The sequence below is a fragment of the Streptomyces sp. NPDC059373 genome, assembly GCF_042751495.1.
Taxonomy (GTDB): Bacteria; Actinomycetota; Actinomycetes; order Streptomycetales; family Streptomycetaceae; genus Actinacidiphila.
Genome location: NZ_JBHYXC010000055.1, coordinates 10690 through 32490 on the forward strand (window position 1 = coordinate 10690; position 21801 = coordinate 32490).

Annotated in this window: 19 protein-coding genes and 1 tRNA gene; 7 read left to right on the plus strand and 13 right to left on the minus strand. The window is 69.7% G+C overall.

Annotated features, from left to right (window positions below):
• Positions 1-60: 60 nt before the first annotated feature.
• On the plus strand, positions 61-435 hold the full coding sequence (locus ACFXJ5_RS37460; RefSeq protein ID WP_384641802.1) for a carbonic anhydrase: 375 nt from the start codon (positions 61-63) through the stop codon (positions 433-435).
• A complete protein-coding gene (locus ACFXJ5_RS37465) occupies positions 432-1997 on the plus strand; it encodes an aldehyde dehydrogenase family protein (protein ID WP_384641736.1) in 1566 nt (521 codons plus the stop codon). Before ACFXJ5_RS37460 ends, ACFXJ5_RS37465 begins: the two co-directional genes overlap by 4 nt.
• Here the strand turns inward: ACFXJ5_RS37465 and ACFXJ5_RS37470 are convergent.
• From ACFXJ5_RS37470 to ACFXJ5_RS37495, 6 genes are read right to left on the minus strand one after another with little or no spacing between them, the layout of a single operon-like run.
• The gene (locus tag ACFXJ5_RS37470) at positions 1987-3489 is read right to left on the minus strand and encodes a fibronectin type III domain-containing protein (protein ID WP_384641739.1); all 1503 of its coding nucleotides are present in this window, start codon (positions 3487-3489) and stop codon (positions 1987-1989) included. The two genes, ACFXJ5_RS37465 and ACFXJ5_RS37470, sit on opposite strands and share 11 nt — an antisense overlap.
• Positions 3486-4598 (minus strand): endo-1,3-alpha-glucanase family glycosylhydrolase, encoded by a 1113-nt coding sequence (locus tag ACFXJ5_RS37475; protein WP_384641742.1) that lies wholly within the window; start codon positions 4596-4598, stop codon positions 3486-3488. Before ACFXJ5_RS37475 ends, ACFXJ5_RS37470 begins: the two co-directional genes overlap by 4 nt.
• Positions 4595-5695, minus strand: a complete 1101-nt coding sequence (locus ACFXJ5_RS37480) for a hypothetical protein (protein WP_384641745.1) — start codon at positions 5693-5695, stop codon at positions 4595-4597. The genes ACFXJ5_RS37475 and ACFXJ5_RS37480 overlap by 4 nt, the downstream gene beginning before the upstream one ends.
• Complete coding sequence (locus ACFXJ5_RS37485; RefSeq protein ID WP_384641748.1) at positions 5683-6972, minus strand: alkaline phosphatase family protein; 1290 nt, start codon at positions 6970-6972, stop codon at positions 5683-5685. Before ACFXJ5_RS37485 ends, ACFXJ5_RS37480 begins: the two co-directional genes overlap by 13 nt.
• Positions 6969-8561, minus strand: coding sequence for an ArnT family glycosyltransferase (locus ACFXJ5_RS37490; RefSeq protein WP_384641750.1), 1593 nt, complete (start codon positions 8559-8561; stop codon positions 6969-6971). Before ACFXJ5_RS37490 ends, ACFXJ5_RS37485 begins: the two co-directional genes overlap by 4 nt.
• A complete protein-coding gene (locus ACFXJ5_RS37495) occupies positions 8558-11077 on the minus strand; it encodes a glycosyltransferase (RefSeq protein ID WP_384641753.1) in 2520 nt (839 codons plus the stop codon). The genes ACFXJ5_RS37490 and ACFXJ5_RS37495 overlap by 4 nt, the downstream gene beginning before the upstream one ends.
• A 474-nt stretch (positions 11078-11551) precedes the next feature.
• Here ACFXJ5_RS37495 and ACFXJ5_RS37500 point away from each other — a divergent pair, with 474 nt between their 5' ends.
• Positions 11552-11896 carry an ANTAR domain-containing response regulator gene (locus ACFXJ5_RS37500; protein WP_384641756.1) on the plus strand — a complete coding sequence of 115 codons (345 nt, stop codon included), beginning with the start codon at positions 11552-11554 and terminating at the stop codon, positions 11894-11896.
• Positions 11897-12280: 384 nt separating this feature from the next.
• Positions 12281-12365: transfer RNA gene (locus ACFXJ5_RS37505), tRNA-Leu, on the plus strand.
• A 176-nt stretch (positions 12366-12541) separates the two neighbouring features.
• Here the strand turns inward: ACFXJ5_RS37505 and ACFXJ5_RS37510 are convergent.
• Complete coding sequence (locus ACFXJ5_RS37510; RefSeq protein ID WP_384641804.1) at positions 12542-13375, minus strand: recombinase family protein; 834 nt, start codon at positions 13373-13375, stop codon at positions 12542-12544.
• Here ACFXJ5_RS37510 and ACFXJ5_RS37515 point away from each other — a divergent pair.
• Positions 13279-13500 (plus strand): zinc-binding dehydrogenase, encoded by a 222-nt coding sequence (locus tag ACFXJ5_RS37515; protein WP_384641759.1) that lies wholly within the window; start codon positions 13279-13281, stop codon positions 13498-13500. The two genes, ACFXJ5_RS37510 and ACFXJ5_RS37515, sit on opposite strands and share 97 nt — an antisense overlap.
• Positions 13501-13774: 274 nt before the next feature.
• On the opposite strand, the gene ACFXJ5_RS37520 is transcribed toward ACFXJ5_RS37515, so the two are convergent.
• Entirely contained in the window at positions 13775-14302 is a 528-nt protein-coding gene (locus tag ACFXJ5_RS37520) for a MarR family winged helix-turn-helix transcriptional regulator (protein WP_384641761.1), read from the minus strand.
• Positions 14303-14310: 8 nt separating this feature from the next.
• A complete protein-coding gene (locus ACFXJ5_RS37525; RefSeq protein WP_384641764.1) occupies positions 14311-14814 on the minus strand; it encodes an aldo/keto reductase in 504 nt (167 codons plus the stop codon).
• Positions 14815-15063: 249 nt separating this feature from the next.
• Between ACFXJ5_RS37525 and ACFXJ5_RS37530 the strand changes: the two genes are divergently transcribed.
• A complete protein-coding gene (locus ACFXJ5_RS37530) occupies positions 15064-16071 on the plus strand; it encodes a zinc-binding alcohol dehydrogenase family protein (protein WP_384641768.1) in 1008 nt (335 codons plus the stop codon).
• Positions 16072-16313: 242 nt separating this feature from the next.
• On the opposite strand, the gene ACFXJ5_RS37535 is transcribed toward ACFXJ5_RS37530, so the two are convergent.
• The 3 genes from ACFXJ5_RS37535 to ACFXJ5_RS37545 are packed head-to-tail and all read right to left on the minus strand — an operon-like array spanning position 16314 to position 19329.
• Positions 16314-17366 (minus strand): phosphotransferase family protein, encoded by a 1053-nt coding sequence (locus ACFXJ5_RS37535; RefSeq protein ID WP_384641770.1) that lies wholly within the window; start codon positions 17364-17366, stop codon positions 16314-16316.
• Positions 17363-18559, minus strand: coding sequence for an acyl-CoA dehydrogenase family protein (locus ACFXJ5_RS37540; RefSeq protein ID WP_384641773.1), 1197 nt, complete (start codon positions 18557-18559; stop codon positions 17363-17365). The genes ACFXJ5_RS37535 and ACFXJ5_RS37540 overlap by 4 nt, the downstream gene beginning before the upstream one ends.
• 29 nt (positions 18560-18588) lie before the next feature.
• Complete coding sequence (locus ACFXJ5_RS37545; protein WP_384641777.1) at positions 18589-19329, minus strand: SDR family NAD(P)-dependent oxidoreductase; 741 nt, start codon at positions 19327-19329, stop codon at positions 18589-18591.
• Between the two features lie 133 nt (positions 19330-19462).
• Between ACFXJ5_RS37545 and ACFXJ5_RS37550 the strand changes: the two genes are divergently transcribed.
• On the plus strand, positions 19463-20029 hold the full coding sequence (locus tag ACFXJ5_RS37550) for a TetR/AcrR family transcriptional regulator (protein WP_384641779.1): 567 nt from the start codon (positions 19463-19465) through the stop codon (positions 20027-20029).
• Between the two features lie 45 nt (positions 20030-20074).
• Here the strand turns inward: ACFXJ5_RS37550 and ACFXJ5_RS37555 are convergent, their stop codons facing one another.
• Positions 20075-21538: an APC family permease gene (locus ACFXJ5_RS37555; RefSeq protein WP_384641782.1), complete on the minus strand. Its 1464-nt coding sequence runs from the start codon at positions 21536-21538 to the stop codon at positions 20075-20077.
• Positions 21539-21801: the final 263 nt, after the last annotated feature.

Here is a 21801-nt window from a genome sequence, read left to right on the forward strand (position 1 = left end):
CTGCTGTCCCGACGCCACCAACTCGGTGTGGCGTTGGACCCACTTGACCCCGACAAGAGGATGCCGCGAACCCGCGTCGCTATCGTCGCGTGCATGGACGCCCGGCTGGGCATCGAGACGATGTTCGGCCTCAGGGCGGGCGACGCCCATGTCATCCGCAACGCCGGCGGGTGTGCCACCGCGGACACCCTCCGCTCGCTGCGGCTGAGCCAGATCGTGGGCGGCACCCGCGAAATCCTCCTGGTCCACCACGAGGACTGTGCGGCCCTCGCCGAGACCGGGACCGACCCGGACGCGGACCTGCGGGAATGCGTCGAATTAGTGCGTACGAGCAATGAGCTGCCCCATACCGAAATGGTGCGCGGTTTCGTTTACACGCGCGGTGGTGCGCTGCGCGAGATCCGCCCCGAACGACGAGTGGAGAACCCTCGATGACCCTCACGCCTCCCAACAACCTGATCCTCAAGCCCGGCACCTCCTGGACCGACGCCTGGCAGCGCTGCCTGACCGTTGCCCCCGAGGCCTTCCAGGACGACCGGGTCCTCAACCTCTGGCAGGGCACCTGGCACGCCGACGGCCGCGTCCTGCCCACCACCTCACCCGTCGACGGCACCCCCATCGCGGGCCTGCCGCGCCTGGACGCCGCCAGCGCCCACGCCGCCGTCCGCGCCTCCCTCGACCAGCACCGCGCCTGGCGGGGCGTCCCGCTGGCCGAGCGCAAGGCCCGTATCTCCGCCGCCCTCGACGCCCTCACCGAGCACCGTGAGCTGCTCTCCCTCCTCCTGGTCTGGGAGATCGGCAAGCCCTGGCGGCTCGCCCAGGCCGACGTCGACCGGGCCATCGACGGCGTGCGCTGGTACGTGGACGAGATCGACGGCATGGTCCGCGACCGCACCCCGCTCCCGGGCCCGGTCAGCAACATCGCCAGCTGGAACTACCCGATGAGCGTGCTCGTCCACGCCATGCTGGTCCAGGCCCTGGCCGGCAACGCCGCCATCGCCAAGACCCCCACCGACGGCGGCCTCGCCTGCCTCACCCTCGCCTGCGCCCTCATCAACCGCGAAGGCGTCCCCGTCACCCTGGTCAGCGGCAGCGGCGGCGAACTCTCCGAGGCCCTGGTGCGTGCCCCCGAGATCGGCTGCGTCTCCTTCGTCGGCGGCCGCGACGCGGGCGGCCGGGTCGCCTCCGCCGTCGCCGACCTCGGCAAGCGCCACGTCCTGGAGCAGGAGGGCCTCAACACCTGGGGCATCTGGCAGTACACCGACTGGCAGACCCTCACCGGCCACATCCGCAAGACCTTCGACTACGCCAAGCAGCGCTGCACCGCCTACCCCCGCTTCGTCGTCCAGCGCTCCGCCTTCGCCGACTTCCTCAACGCCTACCTCCCCGGCGTCCAGTCCGTGCGCTTCGGTCACCCGCTCGCCGTCGCCGACCCGGCCGACGACCTCCCGGAGCTGGACTTCGGCCCCCTCATCAACGCCGCCAAGGCCAAGGAGCTCGGCGACCTCGTCAGCGAGGCCATCGACCGCGGCGCCGTCCCCCTCCACCGCGGCACCCTCGCCGACGGCCGCCTCCTCCCCGGCCAGGACACCTCCGCGTACCTCCCGCCGACCACCCTCCTCGGCCCGCCGCCCTCCTCCCCGCTGCACCACGCGGAACCCTTCGGCCCGGTCGACACCATCGTCCTGGTCGACACCGAAGCCGAGCTCCTGGCCGCCATGAACGCCAGCAACGGCGCCCTCGTCGCCACCCTCTCCACCGACGACGAATCCGCCTACGCCCGCCTCGCCCCCCACATCCGCGCCTTCAAGGTCGGCCACAACAAGCCCCGCTCCCGCGGCGACCGCGACGAACTCTTCGGCGGCTTCGGCGCCTCCTGGCGCGGCGCCTTCGTCGGCGGCGACCTCCTCGTCCATGCCGTCACCGAAGGCCCCTCCCACCAGACCGTCCCCGGCAACTTCCCCGAGTACCACCTGATGCCGGGCCTCACGGCGTGAACGAGTAGGTCTTCACGTCGAAGGTTCCGCCGAGGGAGTCGGTGGGCGTCACCGTCACCGTGGTGCCGCTCACCGACACCTTCAGGAAGTGGTAGACCTGCGCATCGTCCGTCGGCACAGGTGCGCTGCCGCAGGCCGAGCCCTTGTTCTTGCTGTAGGACCAGCCGATCGCGTAGGCATCGGTCGCAGCACAGCCGTCCCCGCCGCCGACCGGGGTGGCCTTGCCGCCCCCGCCACCGGTCACGTAGCTGACGACGCCGCCCGCCGGAGCGGTGTTGCGCTGGTAGTCGTGCGCGTGGCCGTTGAAGACCAGGTTGACGCCGTTGTCATGGAGCAGCGACTCCAGACTCGTCGGCCCGGCCGAGACGTTGAGGTAGGTGTTGTCCGGCTCGGTGGCGTCGTCCGAACGCAGCGGGAAGTGGAACACCGCCATCTTGACACCGCCCGGATGGGCCGCCAGATCCTGGGCGAGCCACTGGTACTGGGCGGAGGAGACCGTCCAGTGCTGGTCGTGGTCGACCTGGTAGATCTGGCAGTGCGAGCCGCAGTCGCCGCCCGTGGCGGTACCGATGTTGCTGTTGCCCCAGGCGGCGTCCAGCATGTAGATCCGTACCCCGCCGGTGGCGATGGCGTAGTACGTCGTGGGGTAGGAGCCCGGGTCCGTACCGTCGACGGAGGGATAGTCGACCATGGCGTAGGTACCGCCCGAGGCGGCGGCCGCCGCGGCGTTGGGCCAGTTGAGCATGAATGTGGAGTTCTGCCCGTGGTTGCCGCTCACCGCGAAGAGCGGGGTGCTCATACCGGGCAGGGCCCAGTACTGCGGTCCGTAGACCGCGCTGATGTCGGCGCCGGTCTGGTTCAGGTCGCCGTAGTTGCTCTGCGAGCCTCCGGGATAGGCGAGATCGCCGGCGGACAGCGCGAAGCGCACGCCGCTCTCCTTGATCCGGGCGAGGACGTTGGCCTGGTCGGTGTTGGCCGAGCCGTCGTTGACGCCGTTGCTGGTGGTGTCACCCCAGTCGCCGAATACGGCGAAGCTGAAGGGCGCCGTGCCGCCGGCCGGTTCGAGGCTGGTGAAGCTCGGCGTGGTCAGCGTGCCGAGGAGGTCGACCGGGGAACTGCCGCCGGTGTAGACGCGGTAACAGTAGGCGGTGCCCGGCGTGAGACCGGTGACGGTGACGGAATTCCGGTATTCCCGCAGTCCGTTGACCGTCATCGGGTACCCGAGGGTGCTGGAGGTCACCGAGCTCGCCGCGCAGTTGCCGATCGGGCCGTAGCGGACGCTGCCCTTGCTCTGTGTGGAGGTGCCCCAGTTCACCTGCACCGAGGTCGTGGTGGAATCGCTGAGATACGGCGCCCTGGTGAGCTGTGCGTCGGCGCCGGGCAGATCCGCGTGGGCCGGGGCCGAGACGGCGAACGCCGTGCCCAGCCCCATGGCGAGGGCGAGCACGGCGCGTATCAGAGGTCTGCGGCGGTTGCGGGATGGTCTGGTCATGGTGATCTCCTTTCCGTACGGTGCCGGGCGAGCAGCGTCACGGCCGTCACCAGCACGGCGGCGAAGCCGGCCAGCCGCAGCAGGTTCGGCCAGAAGCCGAGCCGCGAGGCGGGGTGCGCGCGGACGCCCGGGCTGTCGCCGGGACTGTCGGTGGGCGAGGGAGCGGTGGCCGGGGCGCCGCGCAGTGACCGCAGGACGTCGAGGTAGCGGCGGCCGTGCGCCAGCGACGGCTCGACATGGGAGTTCTCGCTGAACTCGTTCCAGCTGATCAGGCCCAGGACATCCGGCCGGGAGCCGAGCGCGGCCGCGTACTCGGTGCGCAGTGTCAGCCCGTCCTTGCGCGGCACCTCCTTGGTGCCGCCGACCCTGCGTGCGTCGAAGCCCGGGGCGAGGGGCGCGATCCAGTAGCCGTGGGCGGCGTGCACGGCGCGGCCCATGGCGTCGAGCTTGGGGGCGTGGTTGGTGTTGGTGTCGGGGTTGACCGAGGACCAGTAGTAGGCGTCGCCGTCGGTGACGTCGGCCAGACGCTCGTAACCCTTCAGGTTCTTCTCGGTGTTCAGCACCAGCAGCTGGTCGCGCACCGGCCCGGTGATCCGGGCGATGTCCGCGTGCGAGAAGGCCCAGGTCCCGCTGAGGACGGTCAGCGGTCTGCCGCCGAGCCGGAAGAGCGCGGGGCTGTCGGCGTAGCGCTTGCCGAAGGCGGCGAAGTCCGCGGCGATCCTGGCGGCCGGCAGCGGACGACGGTCGAAGTCCAGCCCCTGGTAGATCACGGTGATCTTGAACTGCTCCTGGGCGGCCACAGTCATCAGCGTCTGCAGCCGGCGGTCGTTGACCGGGGTGCTCTTCCAGCTGACGATGAAGCCGTCGATGCCCGCCGACTTCGCCCACGCGATGTGCGTCCGCATGATCCGCGGGTCGTCGCTGGAGTACCGGCCGAGCTGCGGGTAGTCGGTCTTGGCCCGCTGCCACGAGGAGGGCTCGAACCACTGGTAGTAGTACGCGAGCATCGGGACCCGCCCGCGGGATTCCGCACCGGCGGGAGCGGGGGAGCGGCCGAGCAGTCCCAGCGCGATGGCGAGGACGGCGAGTACCGCACGGATCCGTCTCATGAGACCGTGGCCTCCCTGTTTTCCTTGTTCTCCTTTTTCTCCTTCCTGTCGTTGCTGTCTTTTCCGTCCTTCTCGTCCTTGACGTGCAACGCTCTGTGCGCCGCCGCCCGCCCGGCAGCCAGCAGCCCGCCGGCCGTGGCGAGCGCGGCGGCCGCGAACACCGCCAGGTCCCAGCGGCTGAGCACCTCGATGTCCACCGCCCGGTCCTTCGACAGCCGCAGTTCCTGACCGGACGTCACCCCACCCGCCCGGACGTCGACGTGGTAGTGGCCGCGCGGTAGACCCCGCAGCGTCGCGGTGCGGTCCGGACCGAACGGCACGGTACGGACGGTCCCGTCCGGCATCGTCACCTCCGCCGCCGATCCGGACCGGCCCGACAGCATGGCGTCATGCGCGGTGACCGTCAGATCGTGGAACTGCGCGACGAAGACCGCCTTTCCGGTCCTGGCCGGGGTGAAGCGCTGCTTGCCGGCGTCCACGGTGTTCGTACCTCCGACGACCACGCTCTGCAGGGAGTACGAGATGGTCCGGGTGCTCAGCACGCTCTTGCGGTAGACCGGCAACAGGCCGTCCAGCCAGACGGTGCGACCCACCGGGATCCTGCGGCTGCTCCCCGCGTCGCTGCGGACGGTGACCTCGGAGACCCGATCGGCCGCGATCGGCTTGCCGTGCTGGTCGGTGACGGACGCGGTGACCGGGAAGCGTGCGGTGAAGGCGGCGGTGACCGTGTAGTTGGCGCGCAGCGGCAGCCCTTGGACCGACGTGCGGAACGCCTGGTCGGGATCGCGCTGACCGGCCCACCGGGCGAAACGGTAGTGGCGCCGCGGTGTGTCGATCGCGGTGTCCAGCAGGGTCAGGGCGTGCCCGCTGAAGTCGTGCATCCCGGTGTACGAGGCGCGACCGGCCGCGTCCGTGGTGATCCGCATGCCGTCGAAGGTGAGGTGCACACCGCGCAGTGCGGGCACCGTCTGCACGGTGACGGTGACCGGCCAGGGGCCGCGCGGCGCCGCATGGGCGGGCGCGGCCGCCCCCAGTGCCACGGCCGCGCAGACCGCCGCCACCGCGCCCCATCTCCGCATCTGCCTCAACGCCGCCATGGCCGCGCCCCTTTCGGCAGCCGGTGCGCCAACGCGGCGGCCAGCACCAGCAGGGCGGCGAGCCCGGCAGCCCCTCCGTACACGCCGTAGACCATCCCGGCCTTCACCGGTGGTACGCCGCCGGTGACGGCGGTCGTGGCCGGGATCAGCTCCGCCGGGCGCGGACCGGAGGCGAAGTCGAAGGCGGAGGTGAGGTCGGCGACGGTCGTGCCGTCCTGTCCGGGCAGCGGTTTGAGCCGCCAGTTCTCCTCGACGAAGCGCAGCGCGCTGGTCGCGTCCAAGGTGGTGCCGTCGACCTTTCCGCGTGCCACGTACGGGCTGATCAGCAGCGCCGGCACGCGGAATCCATGGTCTTTCGGCGGCTTGACGTGGTCGTACCAGCCGCCGGAGCCGTCGTAGGACCACAGCAGCGCCGAGGAGTCCCAGTAGCGGCTCAGCATCAGCTGGGTGGTGAGGTTGCGGACCAGCTTCTGGCCCGCCGGGACGGAGCGGGCGGAGCGTTCGCCGGCGCCGGAACTCGCGATGTAGGCGACGGCGGGCAGGGTGCCGCGCTCCAGGTCGCGGTAGTACTCGTCGAGGTCGGCGATGTGGCCGTTGAGCTTCGGATCGTCCACGAACCGGGGGTAGTTGAGCAGCGGCACGCGCACCGTCTGGGTCGCCGGGTCGGTGGGGGACAGGGAGCGGAACGTCTCGTGCGGGTCGTAGTCCTGGACGTAGAACTTCCAGCTCACCCCGGCCTCCTGGAGCCGGTCGAAGATGGTCGGCTGCTTCGGGTCGAAGGGCGCGCCGGCCACCCAGTAGGAGCGGTTGAGGCGGGTGCCGTGCCGGGCCGAGGCGAAGAAGTGGTCGAAGAGCGTGTATCGGTCGGCGGCGTTCCAATAGAAGGGCAGGTCACGCCGGTCGTAGTAGCCCATCGCGGCGGCGCCGTCCCGGCCCTGCCGCTCGTAGGCCGCCACGAATCCGTCCATCTTCCCCTGGTCGTACTGCAGGTCGATGACGCTCTGCCCGGCGGCCAGGGAGACCGGTGCCTTGCCGTGCAGGGCGTACGGTTTCGCGCAGCCGGCGGCCGGCTTCTTCAGGTCGGCGGGCAGGCAGGTGCCGTCCGGGATGCCGTCGGCGCCGGGGTAGGTGCCGAAGTAGTGGTCGAAGGTGCGGTCGCCCTGCATGAGGTAGACGAAGTGCTTGACCGGCGTCCGGGCGGCATGCCCGTCGGCCCGCGCGGGTGAACCCAGGAGCACGAGTGCGACTGCCGCCAGCACGGCACCGAGCCGCCTCATGTCGCCCGCACCCGGTAGATGACGACGATGGGTGTCCCGCCGGCGCCGGTCGCGGTGAAGACCGCCGTCCCGTGGTACCGGTCGATGAGTTTCTCCGCCTCGGCCGTGAAGAAGGGGGTGCGCCGGGCGCTGTAGGCGTCCCACACCACGTACTGGAACTCCCCGTCGCGCAGCGATCGGTCGGGGTTCGGCACGGGTGCGTACGAGGGGTTGCGGGATCTGGGGTCGGGGCTGACCGACAGCGCCTGCGCCGGACGGTGCCCGTAGTACTGCAGGACGTTGCCCATCGACGGCCCGATCACCAGCAGCCGAGCGCCTTCCGGGACATGCCCGCGCAGCCACACTCCCGCCTCCCGGCCACCGGGCAGGCCGCCCGAGCCCGCAAGGAAGCGGCCGTTGTCCGGCGGATCGGTGCGGGCCCAGGCCGGGACCGCGAGGCTCGTCACCACGGCGAGCGCCAGAGCCGCGGCCCCGGCGCGGACCGGCCACGTATGCCGTCCCGCCCAGGGCAGCCGGGCGAGCGCACGTCCGGCCAGCACCGCGAGGGGTGCCGCGACCGGCAGCAGGTACTGGTAGCCCTTGACCGGCCACATGGTGAAGAACAGGACGGGCACCGCGATCCAGCACAGCAGCAGCCGCTCACGCCAGGTGTTCTCCTTGCGCAGCCACACCAGTCCCGCGGCTGCCGCCAGCAGCACCGCTGGGCCCACGTCGGGTGGAACCGCCGTCAAGTAGAAGGTGAGTTCGTGGTTGGAGCGGCGAAACAGCTGCCAGAGGAGGTAGTTGCCTCCTGTGCCGGACCGCCCGGACAGCGCCAGCGCCAGCGGTGAGGCAGCGATCACCGCGGCCATCACCCCGGACGCCAGCAGCAGATGCCGTACGCGCATCCGTACGGCAGGGGTGAGCGCGAAGAACGCGTACAGCCCGCCGAGCAGGATCACGCTGGTCTCCTTGGCCAGCACGGTCGCGCCCATCGCGCCGCCCGCCGCGAGCAGCCACCGCAGCCTCGGGGACTCGGCGTAGCGGACCACGCAGTAGAGCACGGCGGTCGCGCACAGCGTCATCGTGCCGTCGAGCAGCACCTGGCGGCTGACCACCACGTGGTACGGCATGACGGCCAGCAGCAGTGCGGCGAGCAGTCCGGCCGTCCGCCCGTACAGGCGGCTGCCCAGCGCGTACGTCATGGCGACCGCCGCCACCCCGATCGCGGCCGGCACCGCGCGCGCCGTCCAGTCGCTCGAGTGCACGCGCAGCACGAGCGACAGCAGCGTCTGGAACAGGACGGGGTGGGCCCGGAACACCGGGAACATCGCCCCCAGCGTGTCGTCCCCGGCCAGCGATGCCGCCGTCCCGGTGTAGACCGCCTCGTCGCTGTTGAGGCCGACCGCGGTGAGCCGCCAGAAGCGGAAGACGGCGGCCACGGCCAGCACGGCGGTGAGCGGCAGCGCCGCCGCGAGCCGCCGGACCGCCGCCTCCCCGGTCGGGAGGCGGCGGCCCGCACCCGTCGCCGGCGGAACCGGCGGACCCGCACCGACAACGGGGTCTGCGGTGATTCCGGCGGGGTGCGCGGCCTCGGCCCGTTCCGTCACGCCGCGGACCCCGGAGCCAACCGGGCTCCCCAGCGCGGCCAGGCCTGTGCCTGCGACGACACGAGAGCGGCCGCCGCCGGGACAGCGGATCCGCCGCGATCCGCGGCCAGCAGCCGTGGGATCTCGTCGGCCCAGCCGAAGCAGTCCGAGGCGAGCACCCGGGTCCGTACTCCCGACAGGAAGCCGGCCAGGATCTCCCGCTCCCGTTCCTTCAGCTGCGGATACGTCAGGCCGCCGACCGTGATGGCGGGGGCCAGGTAGCGGTACGGCGGAAAGCCGTACGCGTCCTCGGTGTTGACCAGCATCCGCTCCAGCGCCGTTTCGGGATCGAGACCGCTCAGCCGCGGTGCGCCCCGCTCGATGACGAAGAGCTCCTCCACCTGGGTCGAGCTGCCCATCAGGCACGGCACCAGCCGGTCGACGCTGTACTTCGGCGGCGGCACCAGGATCTGCGTCAGCGCGTTGATCCCCATGATCGGCAGGTTGAAGCGGGCCAGTGCGAGGGCGAGTGACCGGCCGCCCTTGGAGTGCAGCCGGCTCTGGAAGTTCAGCCGCCGCCACTCCGCGCGGGTGAGGTCGTTGGCGTTCACCGCGCGCAGGGTGTGCGAGCTGATGGTCAGCGGCTTGGGGAAACACACCGCGTTCCCGGTGGCGTCGACCACGGTCATGTCGTCGGACAGGAACCGTCCGCCCTGCTCGCGCAGCAGCCGCAGAATGGTCGCGGTCTTCCCGGTGTCGGTGAGCGCCGAGAGCATCACGCCGGTGCCGCCGAGCTCGATGCACGCCGAGTGCAGCAGCATCCGGTCGCGCGAGATCAGGACGAAGCGCAGCAGTGCTTCGACGATGTTCGTGTAGACGACGTGCGGGGAGCGGGCCAGCAGCGGACCGATCTCCACGGTGATCGGATCGCCCAGGCTCACCCGGAAGTTGGCGCCGAACCGCCCGAGGTGCTCCTCGTAGCGCAGCGCGGCCGGCTCGGTGGGCTCGGTGTGCTGGACCAGCGACGCGCGGCGGTGCGGGGTGCGCCGGCCGACGTCCCCGACCCGGACCGCGATGTCCACCTCGCCGTCCGCGATCCACTGCGCCCGGAAGAACTCCAGTTCGGGCAGCCGGATCTGGGAGCCGATGGTGACGGTGCCGGCCACGTCGTAGCGGTAGGGCAGGTACGTCGAGCGCTTGCGCGTGGCGTGGGCCGGGCCTGCCGTGGCGGCGGCAGGCCCGGGGTCCACCAGCAGCCGTACCGGGTCGCGGCCGCCCTGCCGCGTCGACGATCCGTAGATCACCCGGTCGCTGACCAGGAAGCGCAGCAGGAAGAGCATGACGAGACTGACGGCGTTGGCGCTGAGCACTCCCATGCCGGTCAGGACCAGCACCTGGAGGGCGGGCAGCCGGGCCAGCAGCAGGAGGTTGTTGAGCCCGTAGAACCGCACCGCGCGCCCGGTGCGGGTGCCCGACGCCCGGCCCCGGTAGACCAGCCCGTCGACGAGCAGGAAGTTCCAGGTGGTGGAGACCTGGGTGGCCAGCGCGGCCGCCACCAGGTGGTGCATCCCGATCCTGTCGAACAGCAGCCACAGAGCGGCGGTGTTGACCGCCACCCCGGACAGCCCGACCAGCCCGAACGCCGCCATCCGGCCGAGCTGCCGCAGGCGTTCGCGACGGCTCACCGGCCCCTCGCGCAGCTGGCCGACCAGCCGGTCGCGGCGCAGCCTCCCCACATGCCGCAGGAACGCCACCCCCTCGCGCAGCGAGGCCTTGGAGTCCCCGGCCGCGCGCGGCGCGAAGGTGTACGCGACCTCGGCGACCCGCGCCGTCGGGTGCCGGACCAGCAGTTCCAGCAGGACCTTGAAGCCGAGCGGATTGAGCCGGTCCAGATCAACTGCCCCGGTACGGAACGCGAACAGGCCGCTGAGCGGATCGCTGACCGTCGCCAGTCGGCGCGGGAAGGCCGCCTTCACCAGCCGGGTCGACGCGGTCGAGGTCAGCAGCCGGGACGCACCCGACAGCCCGGCCTTCGACCCCGTGCCGGCGTAGCGGGTGCCCACCACGATGTCGGCGCCGCCACGCATCGCGGTGCGGGCCAGCAGCGCCGCGGACTCCGGCGGATGCTGAAGATCGGCGTCCATCACCAGCACCCACCCGCCGCGCGCCTGCCGCGCCCCGGCGACCACAGCTCCGCCCAGGCCGCCCCCACGGGCCCCTGGCGGCCTGTGCAGCAGCCGTACGGGAACGGGGCAGTCGTCCGCGAGTGCCGCGAGCGCGACCGGGGTGCCGTCATCGCTGTCGTCGACGAAGAGGAGTTCGGCGTCGAGCCCGGCCAGCTCCGGCCCGAGTCGTCCGAGCAGCAGCGGGACACTGTCCCGTTCGTCACGGGTGGGTATGAGCACGGTCAGCCGGGGCGGTGCGGCGGTGCCGGCGGCGTTGTGGCCGCCGCCCAGCGCGACCGGCTCGGATTCGGAACGTACATCGGATGCGGATGCGGATGCGGATGCGGAACGTACATCGGCGAGTTGCGCCATGGAGGTCCCCCCTGGGAACGCCGGGATCCGGGCGCCCGTCCGCTGAAGATCGGCAGCGGCCGGCGCCTCCGGATGTCCGTGAAAGGGCGTAGGAGTGCGGCGACCCCAGCCGGCGTGCGGGCTCGACGCGGGCGAGGGGGCTGTACCTGGAGGACCTGTGCTGGTGCTCCGCTGCTCCATGGTCTGGTAGCACGGTCCGGCGGTCTGTGGCCGGGCCGGTGCTGGTGCAGGGCTCCGAGGCTAGCGCCCGGTGCGGCGTTTGTTCAGGGTTTCCTGTGTATCAGTGCGGAGTTTCCCATCTGTTCACACACATAGACCGCATTCTGTCGCAAGTACCCCACAGGCCCCCTGAGTTGCTCAGGAATGAGGCATTCCGTACGGCTTGCCTGGTATCCCGTAAATGTAGGGTTAAATTGAAATTAACCCCCTCAAAGGGGTGGTACGCCAGTGCGATTGACCCCCACCATGTCCCCCATGCCGCCAGACCGAGCCACTGACGAACAGCCACCCGACGAACATGTCGTGACGATGCTCAGCGCCGCACGGGCCCTGGTCTCCTCGCTGGACAGCCTGGAATCGCTGCGCACAGAGAACCGCCAACTCAAGGAGGCCCTGGAGTGGCGCGCCGTCATCGAACGGGCGAAGGGGATGCTCATGGCCCGATACGGCTGCGACGAGACCGAGGCCTTCCACATGCTCGTCGCCCGCTCCCAGCGGGAACGCCGCAAAGTGCGTGCCGTCGCATCCGAGGTCGTCGCCGAGCTGCCGTCGGCCCCCACCTCCCCGGTCGTCACCCGGCTCCACGCCAACCCCGGCTGATCCCGCACGGCCCCCGTACGCGATAGAGCCGACCAGCGTCCACCCACACCTCGCGGAGCCGTCCCCCTGTCCTACGCCCACTGCACCAGCCGCCCGACGACGAACACCGCAGCCAATGCCGTGCCGGCGCCCCACCCACGCCGACCTCGCCCCGTACTCTCCGTAACCCCGCAGGCACTCCATGCCCCCGCAACCTCCACACCGCCCGCGGCCTCCGGGTCCGCCCCCGCTCCCCCAAGCGACCTTCCGGCCCCCCGCGCGCCCCGGCCGAGCCACCCACCAGCCGCGACGCCCTCCACCCCACCGGATACGCAGGTGAAACGCACTCCGAATCCTTGGTATCCTTGTCCACGTCGCCGCGGGCAACCGCACGACACATACCTGGTCCGGGTGGCGGAATGGCAGACGCGCTAGCTTGAGGTGCTAGTGCCCTTTATCGGGCGTGGGGGTTCAAGTCCCCCCTCGGACACGTTCTTTACGCACATAAGTGGTGCTGGCCGAGTCTCGGCCGGCACCATTCGTGTTTCGTGGTCGTAGGTCAGGCGCAGCCCGAACTGTCGGTAGACCTCGGCTTTGTCGGCCGGAGCGGCCTCCCGCAGCAGGGCCAGCAGGCCGCCGAGGGCGTCCACGACGATGCGGATCTCGTCACGGCTCATGCGCCTGGCGGGCCCGCGTGGGAGATCGACTCCGGCGAGCGTGGCCTCGGCTGCCGTCCGCTGGGCCTGCACCTCTCGGCTCCAGGTGGCGATGAGCGCCGGGTCGGCCCCTGCCTCCAGGGCGGCGCGGTGCCGGGCGAGCTTGCGGTCGCATTCCTTGAGGGCCCTTGGCTGCCTCCAGCCGTGGGTCAGTGTCGGGCTGTGATTCCTCCATCGCGGTCAGTGCCTGCTCGATGCGGGCCGGGGCGAAGGTCTGGGACAGCCAGGCGTCGAGGGGGTCCGCGATGGCGTCCTCGCGGAGGTAGACGGTGAGCGGGTGGTCGATCTTGTTCGCCACTGCGTACTCGCTGGGGAAGCGGCAGCAGTAGTGCGCTCTGCCGTTGTTCCAGTTGCCCTGGATCCGTCGCTCGCAGGTCTTGTGGAACAGCACGCCCTTGCAGGCGTAGGAGTGCGTGGTCCGCGCGGTCTCCCGGGGTGAGGTCTGGCTCCGGGCGGTCGTGCGCTGCTGGACATCTTCGAAAGCGGTCCGGCTGACCAGCGCGGGATGGGCTTGCTTCTCGGAGAAGATCCAGGCGTCCTTGGGGTTCCACTTGAGCGTGGTCACGTGGCCCAGGGCGGCGTCCTCGACGTCGATCAGGGACTCTTCCTTGCGCTGGCGGTTCCAGACCTGGTGGCCTGTGTAGCGGGGGTTGGTCAGGATGACGCGGACCGCGCTCTTGGACCAAGGTGCTCGCCGAGCTCGCCGGCCTGATCGCCGACGGACACCTCGAGGTGCCGATCGCGAACGTTTACCCGCTGGCGCAAGTCCGCGAGGCCTACACAGAGCTCGAACGCCGCCACACCCACGGCAAGATCGTCCTCAGGCTGCGTGACGCGGGCGATGACACCACGGGCGTGTGTCCTCGGTGCTGCTCGAGGTCGAGCTGTCCCTTGGAATTGATCATCTAGTGCGGATTTCCGGCCGTCCTGCACGGTGGTCTTGGTCTCCTCCTCACCGCGTAAGGTGCGGGGGGGGCAGTGGCCCGTGGGGGCAGGCTGCGGTGACGCACTTTCAGTCGCGTTGCGCAGCGCGGAAGGATCTCCGATCCCGCCAGGTCGATCATTTCGTGGAGGGTGGGCTCCAGGATGCCGGCGACGTCCAAGCGCGCCGCACGGGGCACGGTCAAGCCGTTCGGCGGAGGTCTTCACAAGTACCAACATGCGGCTCGACCAGGCCAGATGATCAATTGCCACCCGCACGGTCGCCCTGGGATCGGATGGGCTCGTGCTCTGGGGAGCCGTGACCGGCGGCCAGGTTGTGCTCGACCTGTTCGAGCCCTTCCAGTAGTGCCTTTTGCTGCGCGGGTGTCATCCGGGCGGTCGTGATCGCTTCGAGTTGCGCCCACAGCTGCTCCACCGAGCGCCGTAGTCCGTTGCCGGCGGCGGTGGTCTCCACCAGCGTGGCTCGCCCGTCGTTCGGGTCGGGCCGACGGCGGACGAACCCGGCCCGCTCCAGGCGTTGCACGGTGCGGGTCATGGCAGCCGAGTCCGTGTCGAAGACCACGGCGAGGTCCGCCTGCCGCTGGGGTCCGGTATCCCACAGGTGCATCAGGAGCAGTTCGTGGCCGGGGTGTAGTCCGACGGCCCGGAACAACTGCCTGGCGTGTATGACGTGCAGCCGCGTCACCCGGATCAGAGCGTTGCTGATGGGGCCGCTGCTGGCCGCGGTGGCGGAGGGGGCGCCTCCCCGTCCGGGCTGTCGTGAAGTCATGGATCATCCTACTGTTCTGCAGCTTCGGACCGGTACGGCCGGCGGGCCCCGCCGCGCCGCAGGTGGCTGAGAGAAGCAGTACCGGGGATCTGCACGATCGAAGGCGACCGCGCCAGCCCCCAGGCGATGGTCATCTGGAAAGGGGCGGCTCCGTGACGTTCCGCGACGTCGAGCAGGTCACCATTGTCCAGTGGGCTGTGGCCGCCGCCCAGCGCGAAGAACGGCATGAAGGCTATGCCGGTTCGCGCGCACTCGTCGACCAGCGCGGCGTCGCTCTGCTCCAGGACGCGGAAGCGGTTCTGAACGGCGACGGGCGCGATCGCGGCCGGGGAGCTGCATCGCCCAGAAACCGAGGCGGGGGACGGTGAGCGTGCCGCCCAGCGGGAACGTGGTTCGAGACCGGGCGGCGGAACAGGACGGATGTCGCCCCGGCAGGTGTGAGTCGCTGCCGAGGCGCTGGAGCGTTCCGCGTAGTTCTTGGTCTTGTGCGGCAAACTTGCTGTCCAGGGCACATAGGTGCTGCCTAGGTGCTGCTGGGAGATCGATGTCCCATGGATGGCAGCTTACGTCGCTCAAAGCTCTCCGTCTCGCTGGAATAGATCCGCGATGACGGGCATTATGCTGTCTAGAACAGCTAATGGGGCGAACTCCTGTCGGCCTGTGTAGTGGAAGGGCGTCCAAAGGAGTGATCTCGCCCCACCGCCCATGAGCTTGTTTCTCATCCCGTTGAAGATCATCCGAAACCGACGTGAGGTACAGCGATGAAGGCAATCCAGATGACCGAGCAGGGCGGCCCTGAGGTGCTGCGGCTGGTAGAGCTCCCCGACCCGCAGCCGGGGCCGGGCCAGGTACTGATCCGCGTGGAGTCCGCTGCGGTCAATTTCTCCGACGTCATGCGCCGCCGCGGCGACGTCTACCCAGTGGCCACGCCGTCGCCCTTCGTGCCGGGCGCCGAGGTGGCGGGCACCGTCGTCGCCCTTGGGCCCGGTGTGGATGGCCCTGCGGTCGGTACCAAGGTGTTCGGTTCCGTCGGTGCCGACGGCTCCGGCGGATACGCGGAGCTGGCGCTTGCCTACGCCCCCAGCGTGATCCCGATCCCTGAAGGCCTCGACTCCGACGCCGCGGCTGGGATCGTCGTCTCGGGACTGGCGGCGACCGTCATCCTCACCGAGCTCATCGGGCTCGGAAAGGGCCAGAGCGTGTTCATCCCGGCCGCGGCCGGGGGCGTCGGCCAGTACGCCGTGCAGATCGCAAAGCTCCTGGGCGCCGACACTGTGATCGCGGGCGCCAGCACTCCGGCCAAGCGTCAGATCGCACTCGACCTCGGGGCCGACCACGCCATCGACTACACCCAGGACGACTGGCCGGAAGAGGTGCGGGAACTGACGGGCGGTGTTGGGGTGGACGGCGCGCTGGAGATGTCGGGCCCGGCCCGCCTGGCCCAGACGCTGCGCGTCCTGGCCCCGTTCGGACGTCTGGTCGTCCTGGGCTCGGTCAGTGGAACCACCGAGGGCCTGGACCCGGCCGCACTGGCTCCGCTGCTGTACGACCCGGCTCCCAGTCAGTCCCTGATCGGCTTCAACCTGGGCATCTGGTTCGAGCACCGCCTGCCGGAGGCGGGCAAGGCGCTGCACCGACTGGTGGGATGGGTCGCTTCGGGCGAGGTACGCACGCCGGCCACCAGGACGCTGCCCCTCGCCGAGGCCGCCGAGGCCCACCGTCTTCTGGAGACCGGCCAGACCACGGGCAAGCTCATCCTCAAGCCCTGATCCGTCGGGCCGGCCCCTCCGCTGCGACCGGCTCCGGCTGTGTCGGCCGGGCCGGCCCTCACCGCTCCGTACTGGTGCCTGACCGTCACCAAGACGTCTGCCTACCGAGTAATGGCCTCCACGATTGCCTGCGTCGGCAATCACCCGGCCTGTGTTGTGAATCGGGCGACGGGAATCGAACTCACGGTGCCCATCATTCAGAGAAGTGATGCTGCCGACCCTGTCGGCTCATCGTTACGACCCTACGACACGTCGAGGGAACGCAGTTGACGCAGCCCCTTCGCGACCAGGAAGGGCACTGCCGCGCCGGCCCCCGCGTAGCCGTCGCTGATTGTCCGGCCGCCAAGGTAGCGGGCGTGGACGCCTTCGAGGATCACGGCGAGCTTCATGGCGCTGAAGGCCAGGTAGAACGGGAGCAGTCCAAGGTCACGTCCGGTCAGTGTCGCGTACTTCTCGGCCACTTCACGGCTGCTGGGAAATCCCTCATGGGTGGTGACGCCCACCGCGACGGGAATCTGTGCGCGGTCGGTGTCATCGGGGTCGTGCCAGTAGGTCAGCGTCATCCCGAGATCGGCGAGCGGGTCTCCCAGCGTGGAGAGTTCCCAGTCGAGGACGGAGGCGATGCGGGGCGGGGCAGAGCCAGGTTCAATGATCGTGTTGTCGAGGCGGTAGTCGCCGTGGACGATCGACGCGTCGGAGCGCTCGGGCACGCTGTCGGAGAGCCGATTCAGCAGTACGTCCATGTCCGGCAGCCCGCGGGTACGCGAGCGCTCCCACTGCTGTCCCCACCGGAGGATCTGCCGGGCGCAGTAGCCGTCCGGACGTCCGTAGTCGGCCAGGCCGACGCTCGCGGGGTCGACGCTGTGCAGGTCGGCGAGGGTTCGTACCAGGGCGTCGCTCAGGGTTGCGCGGGTCTGGGGGGTGAGGCAGGCGGTGTCCTGAGCGGTCCGCAGGATGTCGCCGGGGACCTCGGCCATGACGTAGAAGGGGCGGCCGATGACGGCCTCGTCCGTGCAGAGCGCGAGGGTGCGGGGCACCGGGACGGCGGTCGGCGCCAGGGCGGTCAGGATGCGGTGTTCACGCTTCATGTCGTGGGCGCTGGGGAGGATTTCGCCCAGCGGGGGCCGTCGGAGGATGACGGTTCCGCCGCGGAGGTGCAGGCGGTAGGTGATGTTGGAGAGTCCGCCGGAGATCACCTCCGCGTGCCAGGGGCCACTGCCCAGCAGATCGGGCAGTGCCTGCTGAAGCCATTTCTCGATGTTCCCGGCGGGCAGGCCGGGCAGGTCGCTGGTCACGGGGTCTCGCTTCCGTGGGCGGCGGCTGTACGGGCGCGGCGGGCGGCGCGCTTGGCGATGGACATCCGGTGCGCCTCCGAGGCGCCGTCGTAGATACGGAAGGCGCGGATGTCCGCGTAGATACGGCCGATGACCAGGTCCTCGCTGGTGCCCATGCCGCCGGCGAGCTGCACCGAGCGGTCGACGACACGGCTGGCGGCCTCGCTGATGAACACCTTCGCGCGCGAGGACGACTCGGTGCCCTTGCCGCCCTCGGCGAGTTCCCAGCAGGCACGCCAGAGCAGCGCCCGAGCCGCCGCGAGGTCGATCTCGTTGTCGGCGATCAGCTGCTGTGCCATGCCGAGGTCGCTCAGCTGCTGCCCGAAGAGCTCGCGCTCGACCGCGCGGCCGAGGGCGATCTCGTGTGCGCGGCGAGCCGCGCCCAGCCACCGCATGCAGTGGGTGAGGCGGGCGGGAGCGAGCCGGACCTGCACGTAGCGGAAGCCCTCCCCGGGCCGGCCGAGTACGGCGTCGTCGGGCACGAACACGTCCTCGAAGAGCACCCGGCAGTGGCCGCCGACCATGGTGGAGTCGATGGTGCGGGCGTGCTCCTTCACCGCGAAGCCGGGAGTGTCGGTGTCGACCAGCAGCATGGTCGCTCCGCCACTCTCCTCGTCACGCGCCATGACGATCGTGAACGCGGCGCCCTCAGCTCCGGTGATCAGATGCTTCTCGCCCGAGATGGTCCAGCCGCCGGCCACCTTGGACGCCAGGGTTCGTACCGCCGACGGGTCGGAGCCGGCGCCGGGCGGCGGTTCGGTCATCGCGAAGCAGGATCGTATGTCGCCGTTTACCAGCGGGATCAGGTACTTCTCGCGCTGCGCGGGCGTGGCCACCACGTTCAGCAGGTGGATGTTGCCCTCGTCCGGGGCGGCGCAGCCCAGCGCGAGCGGACCGAGCAGGCTGGTGCCGGCTTCCTCCAGCAGGACCGCTGCCTCATCGAAGCGGAACCCTCCGCCGCCGAGGTCGGCGGGTGCCTGAGGTGCCCAGAGGCCGGCCGCCCTGGCCGCCTGCTGAAGCTCTCGGCGCAGGTCGTCGTCCAAGCCACCTGCGAAGGCCTCCTGTTCGCGCGGAACAACCACGTCCGCCACGAACCCGGCGATTCGGTCGCGCCACTCCGTGACCCGGGGGCTGAGGGAAAAGTCGAAGGACATCTACGGTGACTCCGTCCGGTGAAATGGGGTCATGCCCGCCACAGCGGGCCTCCGGCCCGGGTGACCACGACGTTGGGCACGGCGGCATGGCGCGACAACCGGGAGATTGACAGGGCGAGCTCGGCGATGTCGTCGGTCCTGATCATCTCGGTCGGATCGATACGGTCGTGAACCCAGGCCGTCATGTCGGTGTCCACGTACCCGGGCGACAGTGCGGTCGCGCTGACGCCGCGTTCCCCCTCGGCGACCGTGATCGACTCGCACAGGGATATCAGCGCAGCCTTGGTCGCGCCGTACGCGGCAAGGCCGGGCTCGCTCGCGACTCCGGTGATCGAGGCGATGGCGATGACCTTCGCGCCCAGGCCGGAAGGTGACGATCCAGCGGCCCGGAGCGCCGGCAGCAATTGCTGGACCAGCAGCAACGGCCCGCGAAGATTCACCGTGAACATGGTGTCCAGCCGGTGCAGTGGATAGCCGGACAGCTCGCCGCCCATCCCCACTCCGGCCGCGAGCACGAGTACGTCGAGGTTGTCGTGGCGGTCGAGATGCGCCTGCGCCAGAGTCTCGACCTGCGTCTCGTCGGCCATGTCGGCCGTAACGGCCTCCACCCGGTGCCCGTACGCGCGCAGTTGACCGGCGGCTTCCTTCAGCGGCCCCTCGGCGCGGGCTGAGACGGTGAGGTCGAACCCTTCCGCCGCCAGTCGCTGTGCGATGGCTCTGCCGATTCCTCGTGATGCGCCGGTGATGAGCGCTGTACGCCGGTCTGTCATGTCGCTCCCAGTGCGCCCCAGTGGCTAATGACCATTAGCCACTATCTTGGTCGCCTGATCAGAAATGAGTCAAGCCCCGTGGAAGTAACCCTGATCACCTCAGCTATCAGTCGGTAGCTTGTATGGTCGCGTCATGGTGGAACCGCAGCTCATCTCCGACGCCGCACTGAGGCTCTTCGCCGAACGCGGCTACCGCGCCACGACCATGGCCGACATCGGCGCGGCGATCGGCATCCGGGGGCCGAGTCTTTACAAGCACGTCAGCTCGAAGCAGGCGCTGCTCGGCGAGATCATGGTCGGGACGATGAACGCGCTGATCGCGGTCCAGCAGGCGGCGCTGGACGCAGGCGGAGATGTCGTCCTCCAGTTGCGGCGCATGGTCGAGGCGCACGTCCGCTATCACGCCGCCCACCGGGAGCAGGCGTTCGTCGGCAACCGGGAGATCGGAAATCTGGAACAGCCCTACCGCGATCAGGTGCTGCATCTGCGCCGAAGGTATGAGCGGGGGCTGCGCGCCGTCATCGAAAGCGGCAGCGCCGGCGGGGACTTCGATGTCGCGGAGCCGCGGCTCGCCTCTTACGCGATTCTCGACATGGGTATGGGCGTCTCCGCGTGGTTCCGGGCGGACGGACCGCACGGCGCCGAGCAGGTCGCGTACACGTACGCCGACTACGCGGTCCGGATGCTCACCGCCGGCTGAGGGCGCGCCCGCTTTCGAGGCGAGCGCGCCCTCCGGATTCCGCCCTTACTGACGGCCGATACGGGCGTACACCTCGGGCCGTTTCTTTCGGTAGACGAGCGCCAGAATGACGCCCACCGCGAATGTGCCGTACACCACCGCGAACATGGTGTTCGCAAGGGATTGCGAACCGCTGATGAGAAGGTTGAAGTTCTGCGTCGCCAACACCACCGAAATACCCAGCCCGGCAAGGGCGAGCACAGGTGCGATCACTGAATTCCACAGATTTGCCCCGGCGGCCCGGTTGCGCCTGAGGTAAACGGGAACCGCGACCCCGGTGATGAGCAGCAGGACGATGAGCGCGTAGCCGAAGATTCCGACCAGGACCGCATAGAGCTTCGAGGGGTCGGCCCCGACGACGACGAAGGGCACCAGACCCAGGAGCGCCAGGGCGCTCATCGTCAGGGATGCGCGGTACGGGGAACCGTGACGGCCGTGCACTCGGCTGAGGGAATTGTGCAGAATACGGTCCGCGCTGAGGTTGTACAGGTAGCGCGACGTGATGTTGTGGCTCGACAAAAGCGCGGCGAAGATGCTCGTGTTGAGCAGCACGGTGACGATGTCGACGGCGACGTGACCGCTGTACGTCGTGAGGCTCGCGATGAACGACCCGGTGGGGTCGGCGGCCGTGGCGGCCACTACCTTGTCGGCGCCCAGCGCCTGGATCATCACCCAGGCACCGCCTGCGTACAGGAAGGTGACCAGTCCGACGACGAGGTAGGTCGCCCGGGGAATCGTGCGGTCGGGGTCCCGTACCTCATCGCGGAAGATGGTGGTCGCCTCGAACCCGCCGAAGCAGGTGATGCCGTAGAGGAGCGCGATGCCGACCGAGCCCGAGAACATGGCATGAGGGGTGAACGAGGTGGCGCTCAGCCCCGAAGCACCACCCTTGGACACGACGCAGGCGTCATAGACCAGGACGATGACGACCTCGCCGACCAGGAGCACGGAAAGGATCCGCGCCGAGAGGTCGAGCTTCAGGTAGCCCAGGGTTCCGACGACGCCCTGCAATATCAGGACCCACACCCACCACTTGATATCGGGTCCGTGATAGGTGTCGTGCACGAGCGATTCGAGCACGAGGCCGCCATAGGCGTAGCTGCCAATGGTCATGAAGTAGTAACACAGAAGCGCGAGGAACGAGGATCCCAGCCCGGTGACGCGGCCGAGGCCGGCCGTGATGTAGGCGTAGAAGCCACCCGGGTTCGGCAAATGCCGGGCCATGGTGGTGAATCCGGCGGCGAAGAGCGCGATGATCGCCCCGGCGGCGACGAACGCCATGGGAGCGCCGATTCCATTGCCGTAGCCGATGACGACGGGGAGAAAGCCGACGACGACCGCCAACGGGGCGTTGAAGGCGAGCACCGTGAAGAGCAGATGTGCCGTGCCGAGATTTCCGCGGAGCTGTGGTTCCTGGTTTTCTGTTGCGGGCAGAGCTTTCGACTCATTCGCCGCTGACACAGAACTCATGTGCACCCTCTCTGAACGATGGCCCCGCCCCTGAGAGAGGCATTGGCGAATCTTGTTGGCCTAGTAGCTAGGCAGAGAAGCTTCCTGTCAATACGTTTCAGGAAATTTGGGGAAATCTGGGGCCCGGGATCGAGAGTGCGGGTCCTGCCCGGGTCCGTGGGTTGACAGACGGGCCGAGGCCGCTCCACTGTTTGTGGTCATCTGATCAGGTCGTTAGACTACGATGCTCGCCGCCACCCCGCAAGGGCTCCGCGGCAGTCTCC